The 19,589-nt window shown below is 52.6% G+C and carries 18 protein-coding genes; 13 read left to right on the top strand and 5 right to left on the bottom strand.

From position 1 onward, the window contains the following. From P2W70_RS16665 to P2W70_RS16645, 5 genes are all read left to right on the top strand, one after another. Window positions 1–1,554 carry a RagB/SusD family nutrient uptake outer membrane protein gene (locus P2W70_RS16665; RefSeq protein WP_276482629.1) on the top strand — a complete coding sequence of 518 codons (1,554 nt, stop codon included), beginning with the start codon at window positions 1–3 and terminating at the stop codon, window positions 1,552–1,554. A 5-nt stretch (window positions 1,555–1,559) separates the two neighbouring features. Next, window positions 1,560–2,621, top strand: coding sequence for a glycoside hydrolase family 43 protein (locus P2W70_RS16660; protein WP_276482628.1), 1,062 nt, complete (start codon window positions 1,560–1,562; stop codon window positions 2,619–2,621). Between the two features lie 92 nt (window positions 2,622–2,713). Further along, window positions 2,714–3,865 carry a glycoside hydrolase family 43 protein gene (locus P2W70_RS16655; protein ID WP_276482627.1) on the top strand — a complete coding sequence of 384 codons (1,152 nt, stop codon included), beginning with the start codon at window positions 2,714–2,716 and terminating at the stop codon, window positions 3,863–3,865. A 222-nt stretch (window positions 3,866–4,087) separates the two neighbouring features. Beyond that, on the top strand, window positions 4,088–5,215 hold the full coding sequence (locus P2W70_RS16650; RefSeq protein ID WP_276482626.1) for a glycoside hydrolase family 88/105 protein: 1,128 nt from the start codon (window positions 4,088–4,090) through the stop codon (window positions 5,213–5,215). Window positions 5,216–5,234: 19 nt separating this feature from the next. Then, window positions 5,235–6,458 (top strand): DUF4272 domain-containing protein, encoded by a 1,224-nt coding sequence (locus tag P2W70_RS16645; RefSeq protein WP_276482625.1) that lies wholly within the window; start codon window positions 5,235–5,237, stop codon window positions 6,456–6,458. A gap of 85 nt (window positions 6,459–6,543) precedes the next feature. Here the strand turns inward: P2W70_RS16645 and P2W70_RS16640 are convergent, their stop codons facing one another. Beyond that, window positions 6,544–7,737 (bottom strand): serine hydrolase, encoded by a 1,194-nt coding sequence (locus tag P2W70_RS16640; RefSeq protein ID WP_276482624.1) that lies wholly within the window; start codon window positions 7,735–7,737, stop codon window positions 6,544–6,546. 140 nt (window positions 7,738–7,877) lie between these two features. Further along, window positions 7,878–9,176 (bottom strand): FAD-binding protein, encoded by a 1,299-nt coding sequence (locus P2W70_RS16635; protein WP_276482623.1) that lies wholly within the window; start codon window positions 9,174–9,176, stop codon window positions 7,878–7,880. Between the two features lie 66 nt (window positions 9,177–9,242). Between P2W70_RS16635 and P2W70_RS16630 the strand changes: the two genes are divergently transcribed. Next, the gene (locus P2W70_RS16630; RefSeq protein ID WP_276482622.1) at window positions 9,243–9,602 is read left to right on the top strand and encodes a hypothetical protein; all 360 of its coding nucleotides are present in this window, start codon (window positions 9,243–9,245) and stop codon (window positions 9,600–9,602) included. A 19-nt stretch (window positions 9,603–9,621) separates the two neighbouring features. Here P2W70_RS16630 and pelA read toward each other — a convergent pair whose 3' ends face one another. Together pelA and P2W70_RS16620 are read right to left on the bottom strand one after the other, a co-directional pair. Further along, a complete protein-coding gene (pelA, locus tag P2W70_RS16625; protein ID WP_276482621.1) occupies window positions 9,622–10,806 on the bottom strand; it encodes a pectate lyase in 1,185 nt (394 codons plus the stop codon). A 140-nt stretch (window positions 10,807–10,946) separates the two neighbouring features. Continuing rightward, the gene (locus P2W70_RS16620; RefSeq protein ID WP_276482620.1) at window positions 10,947–11,600 is read right to left on the bottom strand and encodes a hypothetical protein; all 654 of its coding nucleotides are present in this window, start codon (window positions 11,598–11,600) and stop codon (window positions 10,947–10,949) included. Window positions 11,601–11,789: 189 nt separating this feature from the next. On the opposite strand from P2W70_RS16620, the gene P2W70_RS16615 reads away from it, so the two are divergent. Next, entirely contained in the window at window positions 11,790–12,851 is a 1,062-nt protein-coding gene (locus tag P2W70_RS16615; RefSeq protein WP_276482619.1) for a M12 family metallopeptidase, read from the top strand. 49 nt (window positions 12,852–12,900) lie between these two features. Here P2W70_RS16615 and P2W70_RS16610 read toward each other — a convergent pair whose 3' ends face one another. Further along, entirely contained in the window at window positions 12,901–13,560 is a 660-nt protein-coding gene (locus P2W70_RS16610) for a cyclase family protein (protein ID WP_276482618.1), read from the bottom strand. Between the two features lie 158 nt (window positions 13,561–13,718). Between P2W70_RS16610 and P2W70_RS16605 the strand changes: the two genes are divergently transcribed. From P2W70_RS16605 to P2W70_RS16580, 6 genes are all read left to right on the top strand, one after another. Beyond that, window positions 13,719–14,246: a hypothetical protein gene (locus P2W70_RS16605; protein ID WP_276482617.1), complete on the top strand. Its 528-nt coding sequence runs from the start codon at window positions 13,719–13,721 to the stop codon at window positions 14,244–14,246. A gap of 11 nt (window positions 14,247–14,257) precedes the next feature. Then, window positions 14,258–14,731, top strand: a complete 474-nt coding sequence (locus P2W70_RS16600; protein WP_276482616.1) for a hypothetical protein — start codon at window positions 14,258–14,260, stop codon at window positions 14,729–14,731. Between the two features lie 135 nt (window positions 14,732–14,866). Continuing rightward, complete coding sequence (locus tag P2W70_RS16595) at window positions 14,867–14,995, top strand: hypothetical protein (protein WP_276482615.1); 129 nt, start codon at window positions 14,867–14,869, stop codon at window positions 14,993–14,995. A gap of 59 nt (window positions 14,996–15,054) precedes the next feature. Continuing rightward, the gene (locus P2W70_RS16590; RefSeq protein WP_276482614.1) at window positions 15,055–16,938 is read left to right on the top strand and encodes a tetratricopeptide repeat-containing sensor histidine kinase; all 1,884 of its coding nucleotides are present in this window, start codon (window positions 15,055–15,057) and stop codon (window positions 16,936–16,938) included. A gap of 128 nt (window positions 16,939–17,066) precedes the next feature. Then, a complete protein-coding gene (locus P2W70_RS16585) occupies window positions 17,067–17,711 on the top strand; it encodes a response regulator transcription factor (RefSeq protein ID WP_276482613.1) in 645 nt (214 codons plus the stop codon). Between the two features lie 142 nt (window positions 17,712–17,853). Further along, window positions 17,854–19,560 (top strand): hypothetical protein, encoded by a 1,707-nt coding sequence (locus P2W70_RS16580; protein ID WP_276482612.1) that lies wholly within the window; start codon window positions 17,854–17,856, stop codon window positions 19,558–19,560. Window positions 19,561–19,589: the final 29 nt, after the last annotated feature.

Below are 19,589 nucleotides of genomic sequence, written 5' to 3'. Positions count from 1 at the left end.
ATGAAAAAACACATGACATACCTGTTGGCCGGCACGCTGCTCTTGACAGCGGCTTGTAAAAAGTCGACCAACCTCGATATACCGAATCCCAACGTGCCGGATGAATCCAATTTCTGGCAAACATCGGGTGATGCCCTGCTGGGCGTGAATGCCGTTTATGGCAATTTTTACCGCAATGGAGCGCCTTTCTCCCGCTGGCAGCCATTCTATATGGATGTGCGCTCAGACGATGGCTACAGCACCAGTGGCTGGAACGAATTGCGCAGCATCAGTGGCCTCAACATCACCCAATACAGCTTTGAGGTGAACTACGATACCTGGGGACACCACTGGCGGGGGGTATACCGGGCCAACCAGGTTATCGCCAACGTACCAAATATTCAGATGGAAGGGTTGCTGAAGAACCGCTACCTGGGTGAAGCGAAATTCCTGCGGGCTTTGTACTACTACAACCTGGTGACCATCTGGGGCAGCATTCCGCTGATCCTGCAACCTTCCACACCGGCCGATAAACCGGCACAGGTACCGCAGGACCAGGTCTGGGCACAGATCGAAAAAGACCTGACGGAAGCCGCTGCGGCCTTACCTCCTTCGTACAATGGGGATGATATCGGCAGGGCAACCAAAGGGGCGGCCTTCGGTTTGCTGGGTCGTGTATACCTGCAACAGAAGAAATACCAGCCTTGTGTAGATGCCCTTTCTTATTTCACTACAGGAGCCGGCACCGGCCTGTACAACCTTACGGCCAACTATGCCGACAATTTCCGCCATACGACGGAAAACAACTCCGAGTCGATCTTTGAAGTACAATTCAAGATGCGTCCGGAGAATGGGGGAGATGATGGTCCTACCTCTAACGTAGGTACCAGCCGGGCACCCTTCTTTGCACCACCCACCAATGGCTTTACCGATGCCAATATGCACCGCTGGGTAGTACACGAGTTCCTGAAGGAAACCACGGCTGCCGGTGGCAGGGATCCCCGTCTCGCCATCACCGCACTCTATGACAGCACGGACGAGCGTGGACCAAACTTTACACCGGTATATGGACAGACCTTCACCGCCCGCAACTTCGACAACAACATGAAGACACGCGTGTGGTACCGTAAATACCTGGATGATTATTTCCGCATCAATGAATTTGAGATCTTCAACAGCCCGATCAATTACCGCGTGATCCGCCTGGCCGATGTATACCTGATGTATGCAGAAGCGCTGAATGGCCTCACCCGCACCAACGACGCGTATGCGTGGGTAGACAAGGTGCGCCAACGTGCCGGCCTGCGGTTGCTGTCTGTCGTACGACCCGGTATGACGCAGACACAGTTCCAGACACAACTGGAGCACGAACGCATCACCGAGCTGACGGGTGAAAGCCTGCGCTGGAATGACCTGGCCCGCTGGGGTTATTTTGAAGATGCCACAAAGATCGAACAGTTGAAAGCACGTGATTCGGAGTTTGGCAATTTCGTACAGAACCGCACCAGGTACATGCCCATCCCCCAATCTGAGATCGATATCAATCCTAACCTGAAACAAAATCCCAATTGGTAATCCTTATGACCAGTTTAAAGAACACCCTGCCGTTGGTGATGATCGTAGCGGCAGGCACCATCAGTCCTTTCTGTGGCAAGTCGGGCAACAATACACCGGCGCCACCACCAGCGGCCGACACGACACGGTTTACCAATCCACTACTGGGTGGATCGGACCCCTGGGTGATCCAAAAGGACAATGCGTATTATTATATGCACACCGCAGGCAACCGCATTTCGTTGTGGAAGACCAATAAAATGTCGTCCCTGGCTATGGCAACGCGCAAAGACATCTTCACACCGGCTACGGGTGCGCCTAATTCGGCAAACGTATGGGCGCCGGAACTGCACTACCTCGATGGCAAATGGTATTGCTATTACACGGCCGGTGCCGGACCAGATGTTACCCAACGTACCTGGGTGCTCGAAAACAGCAGTGCCGATCCAACGACCGGCACCTGGACCGACAAAGGCAAGCTCTTCACCGCCGACTCCGATTTCTGGGCCATCGACGGCACCGTACTCGAGCACAAGGGTAAACGCTATTTCCTCTGGAGTGGCCGGCCCAACCAGGCGGTGCAGAACCAGAACATCTATATTGCTGAAATGGCCAATCCCTGGACCCTTACCGGCACGGCCACCGTGCTGACCAAACCCGAACTGACCTGGGAAGTACAGGGTGGACCCGTCAACGAGGCGCCGCAGATCCTGCAAAACAGCAGCGGCAAGGTGTTTATGGTCTATTCGGCCAGCGGCTGCTGGACTGATGATTATGCCCTGGGTATGCTGACCTTGAAAGACGGCGGCAACCCGCTGGTGGCCACCGACTGGGGCAAAGGCCAGCAACCGGTATTTGTCAAGAAACCCGAAAACAAAGCCTATGGTCCGGGACACAATGCCTTCTTCAAATCGAAGGATGGCAAGGAAGACTGGATCATCTACCATGCCAACAACAACAGTGGGGATGGCTGCGGAGAGAAACGCAATGTCCGTATGCAGTCCTTTACGTGGAAGGCCGATGGCACGCCTGATTTTGGCATACCCGTAACGCCTGGCCTGCTGGTGAAAAAGCCCGGTGGTGAGTAAAAATGATACGCAAGCGACAGACAGTGACCAGTAGGGGAGCTGTCTGTTGTGGTTTATTTTGTTATTTTAGGCCGTTTAATAGTAATTCCTGTATGAAACAATTCATTGCTTGCTCCCTGCTGGCGGCGTTACTTGGTACCGCACGGGCAGAGGCCCAACAACCCACCGCTGCGCGGGCTACCTATACCAATCCATTGGCGGTCGACTTCGGTGACCCCTACGTGCTGCACGCGAAAGGCGACAAATACTATATGTATGGAACCGGCGCCGGGGCCAACAAAGGTTTTTCGGCCTATTCTTCCACCGACCTGGTCAACTGGAAACCCGAAGGCCAGGTATATTTTCACGACAACCAGAACGGCTGGAGCGATCCCAAAGCCGCCTGGGAGGGTGCTTACTGGGCACCGGAAGTGTATGAAGTGAAGGGGAAGTTTTACCTGTTTTACAGCGCCCAGTGGAAAGAGAACCCCACGAAAGAGCTGGAGAACTTCCGCATTGGCGTGGCCGTGGCCGACAAACCGACCGGCCCCTTTATCGACCTCACCAACAAGCCCATCTTCGACCCCGGCTATCCCATCATCGATGCCAACGTGTTTTTCGACCACGATGGCCGCATCTACCTGTATTATTCCCGTTGCTGTTACAAGCATGCGGTAGAAAGCGAAGTAGCCACCTGGGCAAAGAACAAGGGCTGGTTCAACGAGATCGAAGAAAGCTGGGTGTATGGCGTGGAATTGAAATCAGATTTCAGCGGCGTGATCGGCGAACCGAAATTGTTGTTGCGTCCGCCGGTCAGTATGAACGACAAACAATCAGCCTGGGAAAGCCGGTCGGTGACCTCCAAAGAGGTGAACCGCCGTTGGACCGAAGGATCAGTTACTTTCCGCAAAGGCAATACCTACTACATCATGTATTCGGCCAACTATTTTGGGGGTAAGAATTACGCGGTGGGTTATGGCACAGGTACCAGTCCACTGGGGCCATTCAAAAAAGCCGCCAACAATCCTGTGTTACAGAAAAATGTAGAGCAGGGCGGCATCGTCACCGGCACCGGGCACAACAGCATTGCTTACTCGCCCGATGGCAAAGAAATGTTTTGCGTATACCATGGCCGCACGGCAAAGACCGGCGATCAACGGGTGGTGTTCATCGACCGCATGAAGATCCAGAAGAATGGACAACTGGTGGTAGAAGGTCCTAAAACGGTACCCCAGCCGATGCCTTCAGGTTCCGTCTCGAAATAGCTAACCCGTACTAATGAATGATTTTGAAAGGTCTGCGTCACTGCAGGCCTTTTTTGTTGCAAGGCGGTCGTAGTGTAGATTTCTTACCCCTTCTACCCAGCAGTTTTTTGATCGGCGAGAAATGCGGAGGGTGGACAGAAACGTTTATATTTATGCGGTTCAACAAGATAAGCGCCGTCAATAGGACGGCTGCTCATAACTGCTAACAAATTATCGCTACATATGAAAAAGAACAGACTGCTGACTGTATTGACTTTGCCTTTGCTGATCGCTTTCGCCCATTGTGGCCACAAACCCGTTGACAGTTCAGCGGGCGGTGCGGACGTCTCGGAGGTATTCAGCCCCCGCTACATCAAAAAGACGATGAAACTGGTGACCGACTGGCAATTGAAAAATCCCAAACATACGCCCACGGACTGGACCAATGGCGCCTTCTATGCCGGCGTGGTGGCGGCTTATCAAACCACCGGCTCCCGGAAAATACTGGACTCCCTGATGGCGCTGGGTCGGCGCACCTTATGGCAGCCAGGTCGCCGGTACGACCATGCAGACGACATAGCCATTTCTCAAACCTATATCGATGTGTATCGCCTCGAAAAGAACCGGCATATGCTCGAGCCTACGATCGATACGGTCAACAAATTGCGGGCCGTACCCGGACCCGAGTCGAAGAAAGGACTGATGTGGTGGTGGTGTGATGCGCTGTTCATGGGGCCGCCTACGCTGGTGAAGCTGGGTGTAACCCTAAAGGATCCTTCTTATTTTACCCTGAACGATTCATTGTTTCAACAAACCTATGACCTGTTGTACAACAAAGAGCAACACTTGTTTGCCCGGGATGCGGGCTACCTGATCAACGCGAACGGCGAAGGCAAAAGAGAAGCCAATGGGCAAACGATCTTCTGGTCGCGCGGTAATGGCTGGGTAATGGGCGGACTGGTACGCATCCTGGAAGAACTGCCGGCTGATTATGCCAAACGTGGCTTCTACGAACAACTCTTCAAAGAGATGGCAGCAAAGATCATCACCCTGCAACAGGCAGACGGCCTGTGGCGTGCTTCCCTGCTCGATCCGGCATCCTATCCCGGTGGAGAAGGCAGCGGTAGTGGTTTCTATTGTTATGCGCTGGCCTGGGGCATCAACCATGGCTTGCTCGATGCAGCCACCTATGGTCCCGCGGTGCGCAAGGCCTGGACCGGCCTCAATACCCTCGTATCGCCCGAAGGTCGCGTAGGTTGGGTACAACCCATCGGCGCCGATCCCCGCAGAAACTTCACGGCCGAGAGCTACGAAGTATATGGTACCGGCGCTTACCTGCTGGCCGGATCAGAAGTGATCAAAATGAAATAATCGATACAATCCCCAACCCATGATATGTACGTTGTACGCCCATCAGACAGGATTTGATAAGATCAGGGATATCCTGACCACCGGATTTCCCCAAGCCCAAATAGCCACCGGTAAAGAAGGCGATTCCGACTGGATTCAATTGAACCTGCCAGGCGGCTTTTTGCGAAAAGAGAGTTCGCTGCTGATCCGTTATCGCCAAAGAACGGATACTGCCAACCCCATTGGCCCCCAGGAGTCCGAAGATATTGCCAACAATATCCGGGGGCTGTATGGCTACGTGGCACAACTACCGTGTGACAACGAAAAGGTGCACGCGTTGTTCCTGCAAAAGATCACCACGCTCAATTGTGAGTTTTCGGTAGAACAGGTGGCCGGCAAGACGAAAGACCTGGTGCCCCTGATCGGTCATCTGGCGGAAGATTTCGATGCGGTATTGTTCGTACAACCGGGCACGCCTATCAGCCGGTCAGACACGCAGCATTTCCTGGACAAAAACCTGGAATTGTTGCTGGACCAGGAGGGTAGATGCCACGTGAAAACCCTGGACGTACGCGTTAATGTAGAAGATTTCGACCATACGGCCATTGTATTGCTGCCCGAACAGGAAGAGCGAAAAGCCCGGTCGGAAGCGGTACTGGCAGCACGCAACATACAGATCAACCGCCATCTGCCCTGTGTGGAGTCTGCAGCGGAAACCATTTTACGGACACCCGCGGAAATAGCACAACGCGCAACTGCATTGGCAGTGATAAGCTTGGTGGCAAATTCAGTATTGACGGGTGAAGAGGCAACAAGCTATCTGCACGACTATCAGCTATGGCAATACGTAACCCCGGGTGAAAAAGATTTTCTGGCCAATCCAACTCCGGAACGGCAGCGGAAAGAGAGTTGGAAGAGCGAATGTATTTACACTTTACTCTGGGCAGTTGGCAAAATCGAGGTGCTGGCCTTTCCCGACGAGCAATGCAACATGAACAATATCCCTCCTGAAGATTACCCCATCGATCCGGATAAAGATCCGCAACAATATATCGCCGCAGTCACCACCTCCAGGTCTAAAGAAGAGATACTGGATGCGGCCGATCTGTACTACCGGCTTGACTGGGCCTGTGTAGATGCCCGGATCAACAACCAGACAGTAGCGGGGTTGGACGCAGGGGTGGTGTATGAACGTCATTATGCATTAAACTGGTTGATCCGGTACAGTGATCAAGAGTGGGATGACGTATCCTGTGATACGTAAGAGAGCAAATAGGAAAAGATAAACGAACAAACAGGCAGCTTCTTTACCGAAGCTGCCTGTTTGATTTTGTGGTCGATCGATTGCTTTAGGGTTTTACCCAGGCGTCGTCATAAGCATTCTTCATGATAGAAGTATAGTAGGTAAACCCATCCGTGAGTGCATTGGTAAAGAAGACCAACTCAACATCGCCGGGAAACTTGATGGCCAGCGTTTGCAGACCGGGATCGGGCTTATCGGCCTTGTCGTTATTGTTGACGTCATTCATCAGCGCACCATCTTTGCCATAGGCTTTGCCGCGGCTGGTTTGCGGACTGTGACCACCATCCAGGCCATAGCTGTTGCTCAGCAATACCTGCTGTTGGGCTTTGGTAAGCACCTTTTCGGAATGGTACACATAAGCCATCACTTTGGCGACCTGGTAGGCCGACATATAGTAACCACCTCCGCCACACACCAGCTTCCAGTCGCCCACGGTACGGCCTGCCACAGCGGGCGTAGTTTCATTGTACATCAGTGTCATCTTGCTGCGATCTTCCGACGTACAGATCACCATGCCTGCCTCAGCGGGGGTAAATACGAGGTTTTGCATTAGTTGCAGGTAGCGCACAGAAACATATTCGGAGAAAGCAGCCGTATCCTTATTGGAAAGATTATACGACTCCCAGTTAAGTGCTCCTGTCTTGTCATTGAGGTAGGTAAACATGATGCGGAACAGGGCAAAGTTTACATTGCTGTAGTTATAACCCTTTGCCTCATTGACGACGCCGGCGGCGATGCAGGTTTTGAGGGAATTGTAGTCGGTACCATAGCGGATATCATCCGTGGTGAGGCCTGCCTTATGCGTCAGCAGTTCATGAAAGGTGATGGTCTTGGCCTTATTGCCCAGTTTCCACGATTTGGGCAGCCATTTGTAAATAGAATCGGTCAGCTTGATCCCTTTGTAGTCGAGTAGTTTGACGGCGCCTACGGCGGTCAGCCATTTGGTGACGCTGGCGATATTCATCTCTTTATAGATACTGTGGGGGATGGCGCCATCCTGGCTCATGCGGGCGAAGCCGCGGGCGGCACTGTCTTTCCACTGGCCGTTGTGGTTGATCACGAAATTGTACCCAACGGGCCTGTTGCCCAGGGCGGTGATGATGTTCTCTTTGAATTTGCTGGGACTGAACACCTTTGTGTTCGACTTGATGTCATCGATGGGGTTGATCTTGTTACAAGCGGTTATTGCAAGGCCCAGAGCCAGCGATAAACCAGAGAGGTAAGCAACGTTTGTTTTCATGATGATAGTTATTGATTTGATGGATCAAAACTACATCGCTGCCAGGGCGGTCCGGAGCACGGCTTAACGGATAAGGGGTTTTACTTAATGGATGGGGGAGGCTAGGCCAGCGAGCCTGTACGAATACCCGCATTGGATCATCATCGTCCCCACACACACTCCTCCAAAAACACATTGCGGAACTTCCCTGGCGGATCATATTCATTGGCCAGCTTCTTGAAGTCAGCGAGCTTCTCAAACCGATCCGCCAACACAGTTGCCGGAATGGTAAAGAGTTTACCCCAATGTGGCCGCACAGCAAACGGAGCCAGGGCAGCTTCGATCACGGGCAACAGCGTCATCACTTCAGGGATATGTTGCTGCCAGGTAAAATGAAAGGCGATGCAATCACGCTGGTAAGCCGGACTCAACCACAGCTCATCGGCAGCAATGCTGCGTATTTCGGAGATGAACAAATGACGACCTATCTGCTGGCTCAGCGCCGTAATAGCCTCAAAGGCGGCCACCGCATGCTCACCGGACACAAAGTACTCCGACTGCAACTCCACACCACTGCTGGGCATAAAACCCATCTTAAAATGCGGTAGGCGATCGTGCCAGGGACCTTCCACGCCCAATTGATCTGTGCAGTTGACCGCCGATACACCAGCAATGGGGTGCAGTTTTGCCGTCGCTGCGCGGGCGCCGAAAAGATCAGGTTGTTGGTCAAATGATTTCCCGGAGGAGGACAATGATTTAATCCAAACCTCATTGATGCTGTCCTGCTGCCAGTCGGTAAACAGACTGACGCTATACGCAGCCGCCATGACGGACTGAAAGTTTTCCTTCAATTTTGACAAAGGCAACCGCTCATATACATACTGCCGCATATAAAACTTTGGTTGCACCTGCAGCGTCAGTTGCGTGACGATGCCCAAAGCACCCAGTGCTACCACAGCAGCATGGAACCGTTCACCATCTGTTGCTTTCGACAGACCGACGATACGGCCATCCGCCACCACCATTTGCAACGCAGTCACCGCCGTTGCCAGGTTACCATTGCCTACACCAGAACCATGCGTGGCCGTAGCGACCGATCCTGCCACGGAGATATGGGGCAGGGAAGCGAGGTTGTGCAAGGCAAAACCTTTGTCATCCAGCCAGGCGCTCAAGGCGCCGTAAGTAATGCCAGACTCCACCGTCACCGTCAATGCTTCTACATCCAGCGACAACACCTTGTTCAGGTCACGCGTGGAGATCAATACGTGTTCACTATCAGCAATGGCATTGAAAGAATGCCGGGAGCCTACGACCCGCAGTTTGGCCGACTGCTTTACCAGTGCCTGCACGGCTTCCACTGTATCGGGATAATAGACCTGGCTGGTGCTGAAAGTGAGATTGCCGGCCCAGTTTTGCAGGGGGGAGGGCACCGGAGACTGATCGGAATGATTGGCTGTCATGACGCAAAAATATCCTTCCTTTTGAATACTGCTATACATTTGCTGGAATAATCGTCATCAGACAAAATGAACAGCAAGCTGGAACAATACTATGCAAGCAAACCAGAGCCCTACCAGGGTTGCCTGCTTGCCCTGCGCCACATCATCCTGCACCAGCATCCGGCCATTGTTCATGAGCGCAAATTCCAGATACCTTTTTTTTCTTACAAAGGATATAAGCTGGGTTACTTGTGGCTGAATCAACGAAAACTGATGGTAGGATTCTGCCTGGATAAAAAGTTATTGCCCTGGCCTGAAGGAGTCAAGCCCAAAGACCAGTATGAATCGTTTCGGGTCGACCCGAATGCCGACCTGCCCATAGATCATATTGCGGAACGGGTGAGGAAGATCCTGCAACGCATCGATCAGTTTGTAGCTGATCAGTGAGCCAGGTAGCCAGACGGCTTCATGGCACCAGCACATTCTTTTCCGGTGCCCATTTCTTTTGCCAGGCCACATATTTGTTCAACACAGTTTGGGGAGCATAGGTGTACCAGGCATACCCGTCGCGGCGCTCGCGCTCTACCTCCGCCAATGAATACACCAGCTTACTGTCCCGGTTGCAAAACAACGGACGGTGCGTTTTCAGTTCGTAGAAACGTGTCCAGATGGGCGGCGCAGCCGAATCGGTGACGACCACACGATCGGTGGTAGATAAGCGGAAAGCAGTTTCCAGGGGAGGAGCCGTGATGGTCTCTATGCGGGTGTGGTAGATCTTCGAATCCTGGAACCATTTTACTGCATGCTGTACCGCCGCCACCACCCGCTGATCGGGTTGGTCGATGCTCATGAGGAAACCCACCAGCCCCGCACTTTCTGCATTGCAGATACTGGCTGGTTCAAATTTGCGCGCCCACACGGGCTGCAGGGTCTGCTCATCATATTGCTGGCACCAGGCGGTAGGCACGCCTGCATCATTGATCTGCGTTTTTACGATACAGTCGATGCCTTTGTCGAAGGCCGCCTGTATCTTTTGCCGGTAAGCTACATCGACATAAGCGTATTGCGGCAACCCATTCAGTATATCTTTCAGCAACCGCATAATGCCTTCGATGGCTCCATCGTTATAAGTAATGGCTTTGCTGTATTTCTTTTCGAGTGGATAGAACTGTGGCCAGCCACCATTGGCGTATTGCGCCGCTAATAGGAAATCGAGCCCCTTCAACGCAGCGTCGCGGTATTTGGCAACTTGGGTGTTGGCATAGATCACCGACAGCGCACCAATCTGTGTATACGAGCTGCCGTTGTCGAAAGTAGTATTGACGGTATTGTGCCAACGACTGACAGAATCTTTTTGTGCAGGAGTGAGGATGGCAAAAACATCATAGTTCTTGGGCCAGCCGCCATTGTCTTTTTGGAATAGCAGGATATTGTCGCCGATCTCGGCGAGTTGCGTAGGCTGATAACGCGGTTTGCCCGGCAGTGGATTGATCATCTGGTGCTGATCGCCGATGCCGTACCAATGATTGGCATTGTCGGCGAAAGGTTTTGGATCTACCTGATCGGGGAGTCGCGGTGTGCCTGATTGCGCGACCAGGTTATTGGTACTGAAGAGCATCAACAAGGAAACAGCAAGAATAGGGTATTTCATGTTTTGACAACGCGTTTCGTTAGCAAGAAACCCAAACTTACTATTTCGCCCGGAAAAACCATCTTGGTCCTACAGGTACGTCTAATTCGAAAGCCCGAATGCAGTACGCAACGGGCTTCGACCTATGGAACAGGGATTGATCAATTCTTGGACTGTGATCTGCGCATCAGGGTTTGCATCAGATCGAGCATCGCATACATCGTGGGGCCGGCGAGGCCATCGTTGAACAGCGCCATTTGGGGAGCCTCCCCGAAATACAGACCATGTGAGGTCAGCAGGTTGATGCGCGCTTTGCCGGAAGTGGGGGCAGGTGGACGATCGCCCTCCCAGGGGCCTATCTGCCGCATGATTTGGCGACCTTGCTCCAGGATATGACTGATCTTGCCACCAACTTCCTCATCCGGCATATCCCACACGATGCCGCTGCCGGAATAATTGTAGTACCGTGCCGAGCCATCGGTATACACGGCGAGCAGGTCCAGGCCTTCGTCCATGGCCACTTCTACTACCATTCCATACAGTTCGGCAGGAAAATTAAGTTGCATGCCGCCCTGGCGTATAAAATGCCAGGCCTGCAGGTAATGCCGCGATTCCAGTCCGGGGGCATTGAGGATTAACTGCAAGAGGCTGCCAGCTGCTTCATGCTGCCCCAGTTGCGTAAATGTGCGGGCCTGTCTGAATTGCTGCCAAGGAATTTCGGCGGCATCGCCCGAAGGCCAGTAATCCATCGGCAGATCGCCGAAAAGCATATCCCGGATGGTCATCGACGGGGTGGTAGTTAATGTGTCGTTCATGGCTAAACAATAAGATTTAATACCGCAAAGATCACCCTGCCGGAATCGCTGGCCTAGTAAAAGCTAGTCAATGGTGGCCAGGGCCCTGTAAAGCGTAGGAAAAGGACAGTGGGGGTGGGAAAAGGGTGAAAACACGGTAAACCAGATTGAGGAGAATAACCGATATTAGGTGACACTCAACCACCAACCATGGCAACAAAAACCAGCAAGCCGTACAAAAAGCCCCGCAAGCTGTGTAAACAGCCTCCACAAAAGATCCGTCAATTCGATGCCTCAGTTCGCGGTGAACGGGCCCTGTTTATTATATCGGCCTCCACCTTATGGGCCAACGGAACCGAGATCACCTACACCTTTGTTGAAAAAGGTACACCCGCAGACCTCAACGTCGTGCGAAAGGCCTTTAAGACCTGGAAAGCCGTTGGCATTGGCCTTAGCTTTCGCGAAGTGAACAGTGTAGAAGAAGCGCTGGTGCGCATTGGCTTTGACCATGAAGATGATTCCTGGTCATGGGTGGGACGCGAAATTCTGGACATCTCGAAAGACGAGAAGACCATGAACTTTGGCATCGATCTATCAGCCGATGCAGAAGGCATGTCGACGGCCTTACACGAGATAGGACATACGCTGGGACTGCAGCATGAACACCAGAGCCCGTTTGCCGGCATCGAATGGAATGAGCAGGCCGTCTACGACCAAATGGCCTTGCCACCCAATAAGTGGGATAAGAAAGCGGTAGACGAAAACATCATCGATAAGTTGCCCCGGAATAAACTACTGGGTTCCGATTGGGATCCCAAATCTATCATGCAATATGCTTTTGAAGAAGGATTGATCAGGCGACCGCCACCGTTTGACAAAGGCATCAACCCGCCCGGGCTGATTTCCGCGACCGATAAAAAAGGGATTCGCGCTTTTTATCCAAAACTATCGGCAACCAAATCCCTAAAAATGATCCTCAACCAATCAGTGGCCATTGAAGCCAAATCGGGTGAACAGGTAGACTTTACCTTCAAAGCGCCTATAACGCGCAAGTACACGATACAAACAATCGGTGAGCTGGATACCGTAATGATATTGTCTGAACTGGTAAATGGAAAGCGTGAATACCTGGCAGGCGATGACGACTCGGGGCTGGACAAAAACGCAAAGATCAAACAAGCGTTGGTGAAAGGCCGGAACTACATCATCAGCATCCGGGTATTGTATACACCTGGGTCAGGGCAAAGTTCCGTTATGGTGACGGGTAGTTAACAAGTCGCTAGCGGGGATCAATAGTTGTGGGGTCATTGAACCAGCCGGTTCAACGAGGAAGAATGGCGATGGCCCTCGCGGGCGCGGCATCCGACCGGTCCACTTTCAATGGAAGACAGACAAGCTGAAAAACTTGTCCGGCCAATACCTCCAGGTTGGTCAGGTTCTCGATGATCAGCAACTCCTGCTTGAATAAGATATGATGGATGGGGTAGTGGTGCGCTTCCAGCGGATCGGGAGAAATGGTATCCATGCCGATGCCTTTGAGTGATTTATTGGCCAGCCACTGCGCAGCGTCCTTGGTTAGCACGGGGTAGCCAGTCAGATAGTCTGCAGTAGACCACTTTGCAGACCAGCCCGTATACAACAACGCAAAATCCACCACGTCGATCTGTAGCTCCCAGGGCTTGAGCCAGTCCAGCGAAATATGCGGACCTGGTGCCCGGCAATCGATCACCAGGGCATCGCCCACAAAACTTTCCGGCGCATACTGATCCAGCGTTTTGCCGCCCACCACCATATGCGCCGGCGCGTCGATATGCGTGCCCATATGCGTTGTCAACGTCAACTTCCATTCAGCATAGCCATCTGCCTTCACCGAAGCGATCTGCTCAATGCCTGGTGCGGGCGTACCCGGGTACACCGATATCGATGGATCGATGGTGTGGGAGAGGTCGATGAGGGTTGATGCCAAACGTTTATGGGTCATGCTACAAAGATACCCTTACCAGATAACAGAGAGTCTCTACACCAAATCTTTTTACATATCAAACCAAAATACTATCTAACGAACCAATACCCCCACTTGCAAACGCTGAAAATTATTCTTTTCTTTATTGCTCAATCTAGCCAATCCGTTATCCCATTATGAACACCACCCTGACACCCAAGCTGCAGGACGAGCTCAGACTGTCCTTCGAACAAATCGCCTTTTCCGTAGAGGCAGCCGTCGCCAAACTCAAACTCTACGGCTACGAAGAAACCGTCGCCCGCGAACTCATCGACACTGAATACCGGGCCTTCAAACAAGAATTATTCGAACAAATTGAGGAACGCCGCAAAATGCAGGAGCACCAGAAGATCGCTTCCATTGCCATCGTGATGATCGCCGTGATCGGTCCGCTTTTTGGCATCGCCTCCATGGCCTGGTACGTCTGCGCCGCCGGTCTGGCCGCCATTGCCGGTTACCTCGGGTTTCAATCCAGGCCCATTGCCGCCATCGCTGGCGCTATTGCCTTTACGATCCTGTTTCCTATGACGCATGACTTCTATTTTGAAGGCCGCACGCGTTTTCTCCGGATCGAATTGTTCATGCCCATGTTGTTCGCCGCCGTACCGGCCCTGATCCTCTATTTCATTTTATCCAGAACGGTGTACGCCCATGTCGACGACTAAACCAACACCCTATGCATACCTTTAATCCAACCCTTAAACGACTTGAACCAACCGAGACCCAATGCGTGTATTGCGAAATGGAAAGCTCTACCCATATGGACGACAACTATTTCGTACCACTCTTCAAAGAAAATGACCGCACCAACATCATTGTATACCGGTCTGTGAAATACAACAAAGTACCCGTGGGCATCCCGCGGTGCAAAACCTGTCAGGCCATACACCAGGAGGCTACCAGCAAAGCCGCCCTCATTGCCTGGAGCGTGGCCGTGGGTTTCGTGATCCTCTGTTTTATGATCTGGGGCATCTATGGCATATTCGCCATCTTTGCCGGCATCTTTATTGGATTCGGGGGCACTGTCTACATGGAGAATAAACTGGTGCGCGACAAAGGCATCTTTACCAAGATCGACGGCGCCAAACGCAACGACGCCGTACAGGAACTCGTCATCGCCGGCTGGTCTTTTACCCAGCCGACCGCATAAGCTAGTATCAGTAAAACCCAGCCTGTTTGCCACATCGAGGGCAAACAGGCCTTTTTATGGGACGGCCATCCGGCACTTGGTAATCAGACAGACAAGTTGTTAATTTATAAAGCCAACACCTAACCGCCTTATACGATGGAGCAGCCCACCAACGAAGCCATCCGGGAAGAGATCAGGGATTATTTCCATACACCCGGTTTCACCCTCGACAATATGGCCAATAAATTACGCCGCCGGGGTTACGACGAGGCCACCGCTCGCTAGTTCTACTGCCGTTTGCTCAAACCTGACCGGGGTACGGCAACAATTGCTTATTTTACATCATGTATCATCGCCTCCTGACCGGCTGTCTGCTGCTCATCTGCGCCATTTCTTCGGCGCAAAGCAGTAAGCTGGACTCATTGCTCAAGAAATTACCAACCGCCAAAGAAGACAGCGCCAAAGTGATGCTGCTGCGCGATATCGGCGCCTTGTACGTGCACCAAGATCCACAACTCGCCGTAAACTATTTTAAACAAGGCGCCGCCCTGGCCAAACGCGTCAACTTTATCAAAGGCCTGGCCCGCTGCTACATCAATATCGCCACCGGCTATTCTTTCAATGGCCAGCTCGACAGTTCCATTATCTACTCCGATACAGCCATCTATTATAGCCAACTCACCGGCGATCCCTCACGCCTCGCGCTCGTGTACCTCAATCGGGCCGATAACTACCTCAACCTGCACGATTCGCGGAAGGCACTCGTATACTGCGATACCGCCCTGGTGTATGCCGAAAAAGCGAACGACAAAGACCGGTTGGGTCGTATCTATCACATTATCGGCGACGTATACAGCCGGCAACGACAATACGATCAATGTACTAAAAACTACCACCGGGCGCTGCAATATTACCAGGCAGACAGCAACTACATGATGGAAGGGCAGATCTATAGCGATTTTGGCGATATGTTCAGACTACAGGAGCAATACGACAGCGCCCTGGTCTATCATCAACACGCCCTGAAACTGGGCAAATCGACAGAAGACCATAAAAACCTCGCCACCTACCACGCTGAAGTTGGTAGTATCTATATCCTGCAAAAGAAATTCAGGGAGGCCAGGCCCTATTTCGAAAAAGCGTTGGAGTGGGGGCAGCAACAGGGCAACAACCTACAAATGACCGTCGCTTATGCCCGCATGGCTGAATTGTACAACGAAGACAAAAACTATGCAGCAGCGCTGGCTGCAGGCCAGCAGTCGTACCATTATGCAACGCTGGAAAACGAATACACTTTCAAGCGGGATGCTGCCGTCGCCCTCGCCGATGCCTATGCCGGACTGGGCGAACACCAGAAAGCATTCGAACAGTCAAAGATCGCCCTGCAACTGGGCGACAGCCTCTACAAACAACAATACGATGCAGAAACGGCCACCCTGGAAAAGAACTTTGAAGTAGCCCAGAAGGACAAGGAAATTGCCCTGCTGCACAAAGACAAACAACTGCAACAACAGGAGATCCGCAGCCAGCGCCTGTACCTGGGGGGCTCGGTGATCCTGGTCGCACTGGCCGTTGGAGGCATCTTCCTGCTCATCAGCCGCCACCGGCTACGGCAACGCATGAAGGAACTGGAATTACGCAACCGCATTGCCGCCGACCTGCACGACGAGGTAGGCAGCTCCCTCAGCAGTATTCATATGCTAAGCCAGGTAGCCGCCTTGCAAAACGGTCAGGATGCCGGTCAGACGGCGATCCTGGAAAAGGTGAGTACCAATGCCCGCGAAACCATGGACCGCATGGGCGATATCGTATGGATGATCAAACCCGGCGAAGACGAAGCCACCAGCCTCATACAACGTATGGAGCGATTCATGTACGAGATCTGTGGCGCCCAGAACATGACCTGTACGCTCGACGGAACGGAAGTGCTGCACAAACTGAAGCTGACGATGCAGCAACGAAAAAACTTCTACCTCGTCTTTAAGGAAGCGATCAACAATGCCGCCAAATACAGCGCAGCATCTGGCATCCATGCTACCATCACGCTGCACGACAAACAACTGGGCTTGCAGGTACGCGACGATGGCAAAGGGTTCGACACAGCCGCCGCCGGCAGCGGCAACGGGCTCGATAATATGCGTAACCGCGCCCGCGAACTCAAAGGCGAACTGGCCATCAACTCCCAATCCGGCCACGGCACCGAAGTGCATTTGCTGATCCCGGTATAATACTGAATAATGTATTTCCTCGCTGTCCCGCCGAATGTCGGGATTGCCTTTCAGCCGCCTGCGGAGCCACCTCACCCATATTCGCGAGGCGTCATATCATAATTTAATCGTTCTTTTGCTTCACACCTATGCCAGACAGCCGCATCGTCATATTTGAAGACAGCAAGCACCTCCGGGAAAGTCTGCAGATCGTACTCAACGGTACGCCGGGATTTATCTGTACCGGCGCCTACCACAATTGCAGCGACCTGCTGCACCGCATCGAAAAAGACAGACCCGATACCGTACTGATGGACATAGAAATGCCGGGCATGAACGGCATCGAAGCCACCCGCATCATCAAAGCCAGTTTCCCGGACGTACATGTGCTGATACAAACGGTGTTCTCCGAAGACGCCTATATCTTCGACGCCATTTGCGCCGGTGCTTCGGGATACATACTAAAAACAACCTCCCTCACCGGTTATATCGAAGCCCTGCAAAACGTCAGCAGCGGCGGATCGCCCATGACACCCGGCATCGCCCGCCGCGTGATGGAACTGTTCCGCGCCAATATGCCCGAACGGCCAACCACAGAGAAAGTGGAACTCACCGCCAAAGAGACTGCCGTATTGCAACAACTCGTCACCGGCAAAAGCTATAAGATGATCGCCGCCGCCATGGACCTATCCCTCGACACGATCAAAACACATATCCGCAATATCTACCTCAAGTTGCAGGTCAACTCCAACACCGAAGCCGTCGCCCGCGCCCTGCGCGACAAACTCGTGTAAGCAACCATCCCACCTGGGTTCGCCCTAACCAGCCCGCCACCTGTTCACCCCAATCTACCGCCCATCCCCCTTTTCTCACCCGATCTCGCGATTGTCTCACCCTGGTGTATGAACCAATTTTGTGTGGTAAAACAACTGCTCCATGCACTATCACCCATACACCAACAAATTATCCATCCTGCTGCTACTGGTCCTGCTGACAGGGCCGGTCATCGCACAGGATATTGAAAACATCAACTTCAAAAAGCCCATTCGCTTCAGCGGCACCCTCAACTTCCAGTTTGAACAATACGGCGCCAGCGGCATCGAAAACCGCAAACAGGCCAGCTCCTGGATGATTGCCGGCACCCCCACGCTCACCGTACTCGGTGTACAAGTACCGTTCTCCTTCCTGCTGAGTAATTTTGAGAACCGGTACTACCAACCCTTCAACCAATACGGCATCAGTCCCCGGTACAAATGGATCACCGTACATGCCGGCTACCGCAACATCCAGTTCTCGCCCTACACCCTGGCAGGCTACCGCATGCTGGGCGGCGGGGTAGAGCTCAACCCCAAAGGGCTTCGCCTAGGCTTCATGTATGGCCGCCTCAACCGGTCTGCCTCCATCGACTCGGCACAGATGGCCAATCCGCTGGCCTTTCGGCCCGTGGCCGCCTATACCCGTATGGCCTATGCGGCGAAGATTGGTGTGGGGACAGAGAAGAATTACCTCGACTTCTCCTACCTCAAAGGGTGGGACAAAGAAGGCTCCGTCGACTCCAAATTCAGAGACTCCCTACCACCCGCCGAGAACCATGTGCTTGGTCTATCCTGGCGGCTCACCTTCTTCAAACACTTTACCTGGCAAACCGATATCGGGCTGAGCCATTACACCAATGACATCTATAGCCCGAAAATCGAACTGGACTCCTCCGATCCGAAGACTCTCCGCCAACTGACCGACTTCTTCGACTCCCGCATCTCCTCGCAGGTACTGACTGCTGGTGAAACGAGGCTCAGTTATGCCGGCAAGGTCATCGGCCTTGGCGTCAGCTACAAGCGCATCGACCCCGATTACAAATCCATGGGTGCTTATTTTTTTCAAAGCGATATACAACAATATTCCGTGTTGCCCTCCCTGCGTCTCAACAAAGGCAAACTGCTCCTCAACGGCAGCCTGGGCTGGCAGGAAGACAATATCTATCGTCAGAAACTGGCCACCTCCAAACGCTTCACCGGCAATGGCAATATCAGCTATATGCCGGTCAACTGGTTTGGCCTCAACATCAATTACAGTAATTTCGGCATCACCCAAAATCCCTTACGTACTTCACCCAATGATGAACTCTTTAAACAGGTATCCAACAGCTTCGTCGTGATGCCTTACTTCAACTTCGTCAATGAAAACACGGTGAAGAACCTGCAACTGGTAGCCAGCCTGCAGTCACTCAACAGCCCCGTCAAAAGCATCAACGCCGTCGCCGATCAACGCACCCTGTTCTCGACCCTGGTATACAGCCACACCTTGTTGAAAACAGGACTGTCCTTCAATGCTTCTGCCAATTACAACAATACCAGTCTCACCACGGGTGATATCGGCTCGGTAGGCGCCGGTGTAGGCGCTACGCTGCCGGTCTTCAAGCAAAAACTGGCCTTCACCACCAACGCCACCTACAACAGCAACAAATTCGACGGTACCCAAAATGGTTATACCCTCAATGCCGACGTGGGCTTACGCTTCCGCCTCATCAAACAAAACAGCGTACAGCTGCTCTTCAATTACCTGAAGAACGAAGCCAAAGACCAAACCGTGGTCAAAAGTTTCGATGAAAAAACATTCCGCGTCGGCTACGGCATCACTTTCTAACCGCCACCCTCCATCAATAACCTTTAGTG

This window comes from Paraflavitalea pollutisoli (assembly GCF_029360705.1).
In the GTDB taxonomy this organism is placed as follows: Bacteria; Bacteroidota; Bacteroidia; order Chitinophagales; family Chitinophagaceae; genus Paraflavitalea; species Paraflavitalea pollutisoli.
This window is presented reverse-complemented; position numbering and strand designations above follow the sequence as displayed.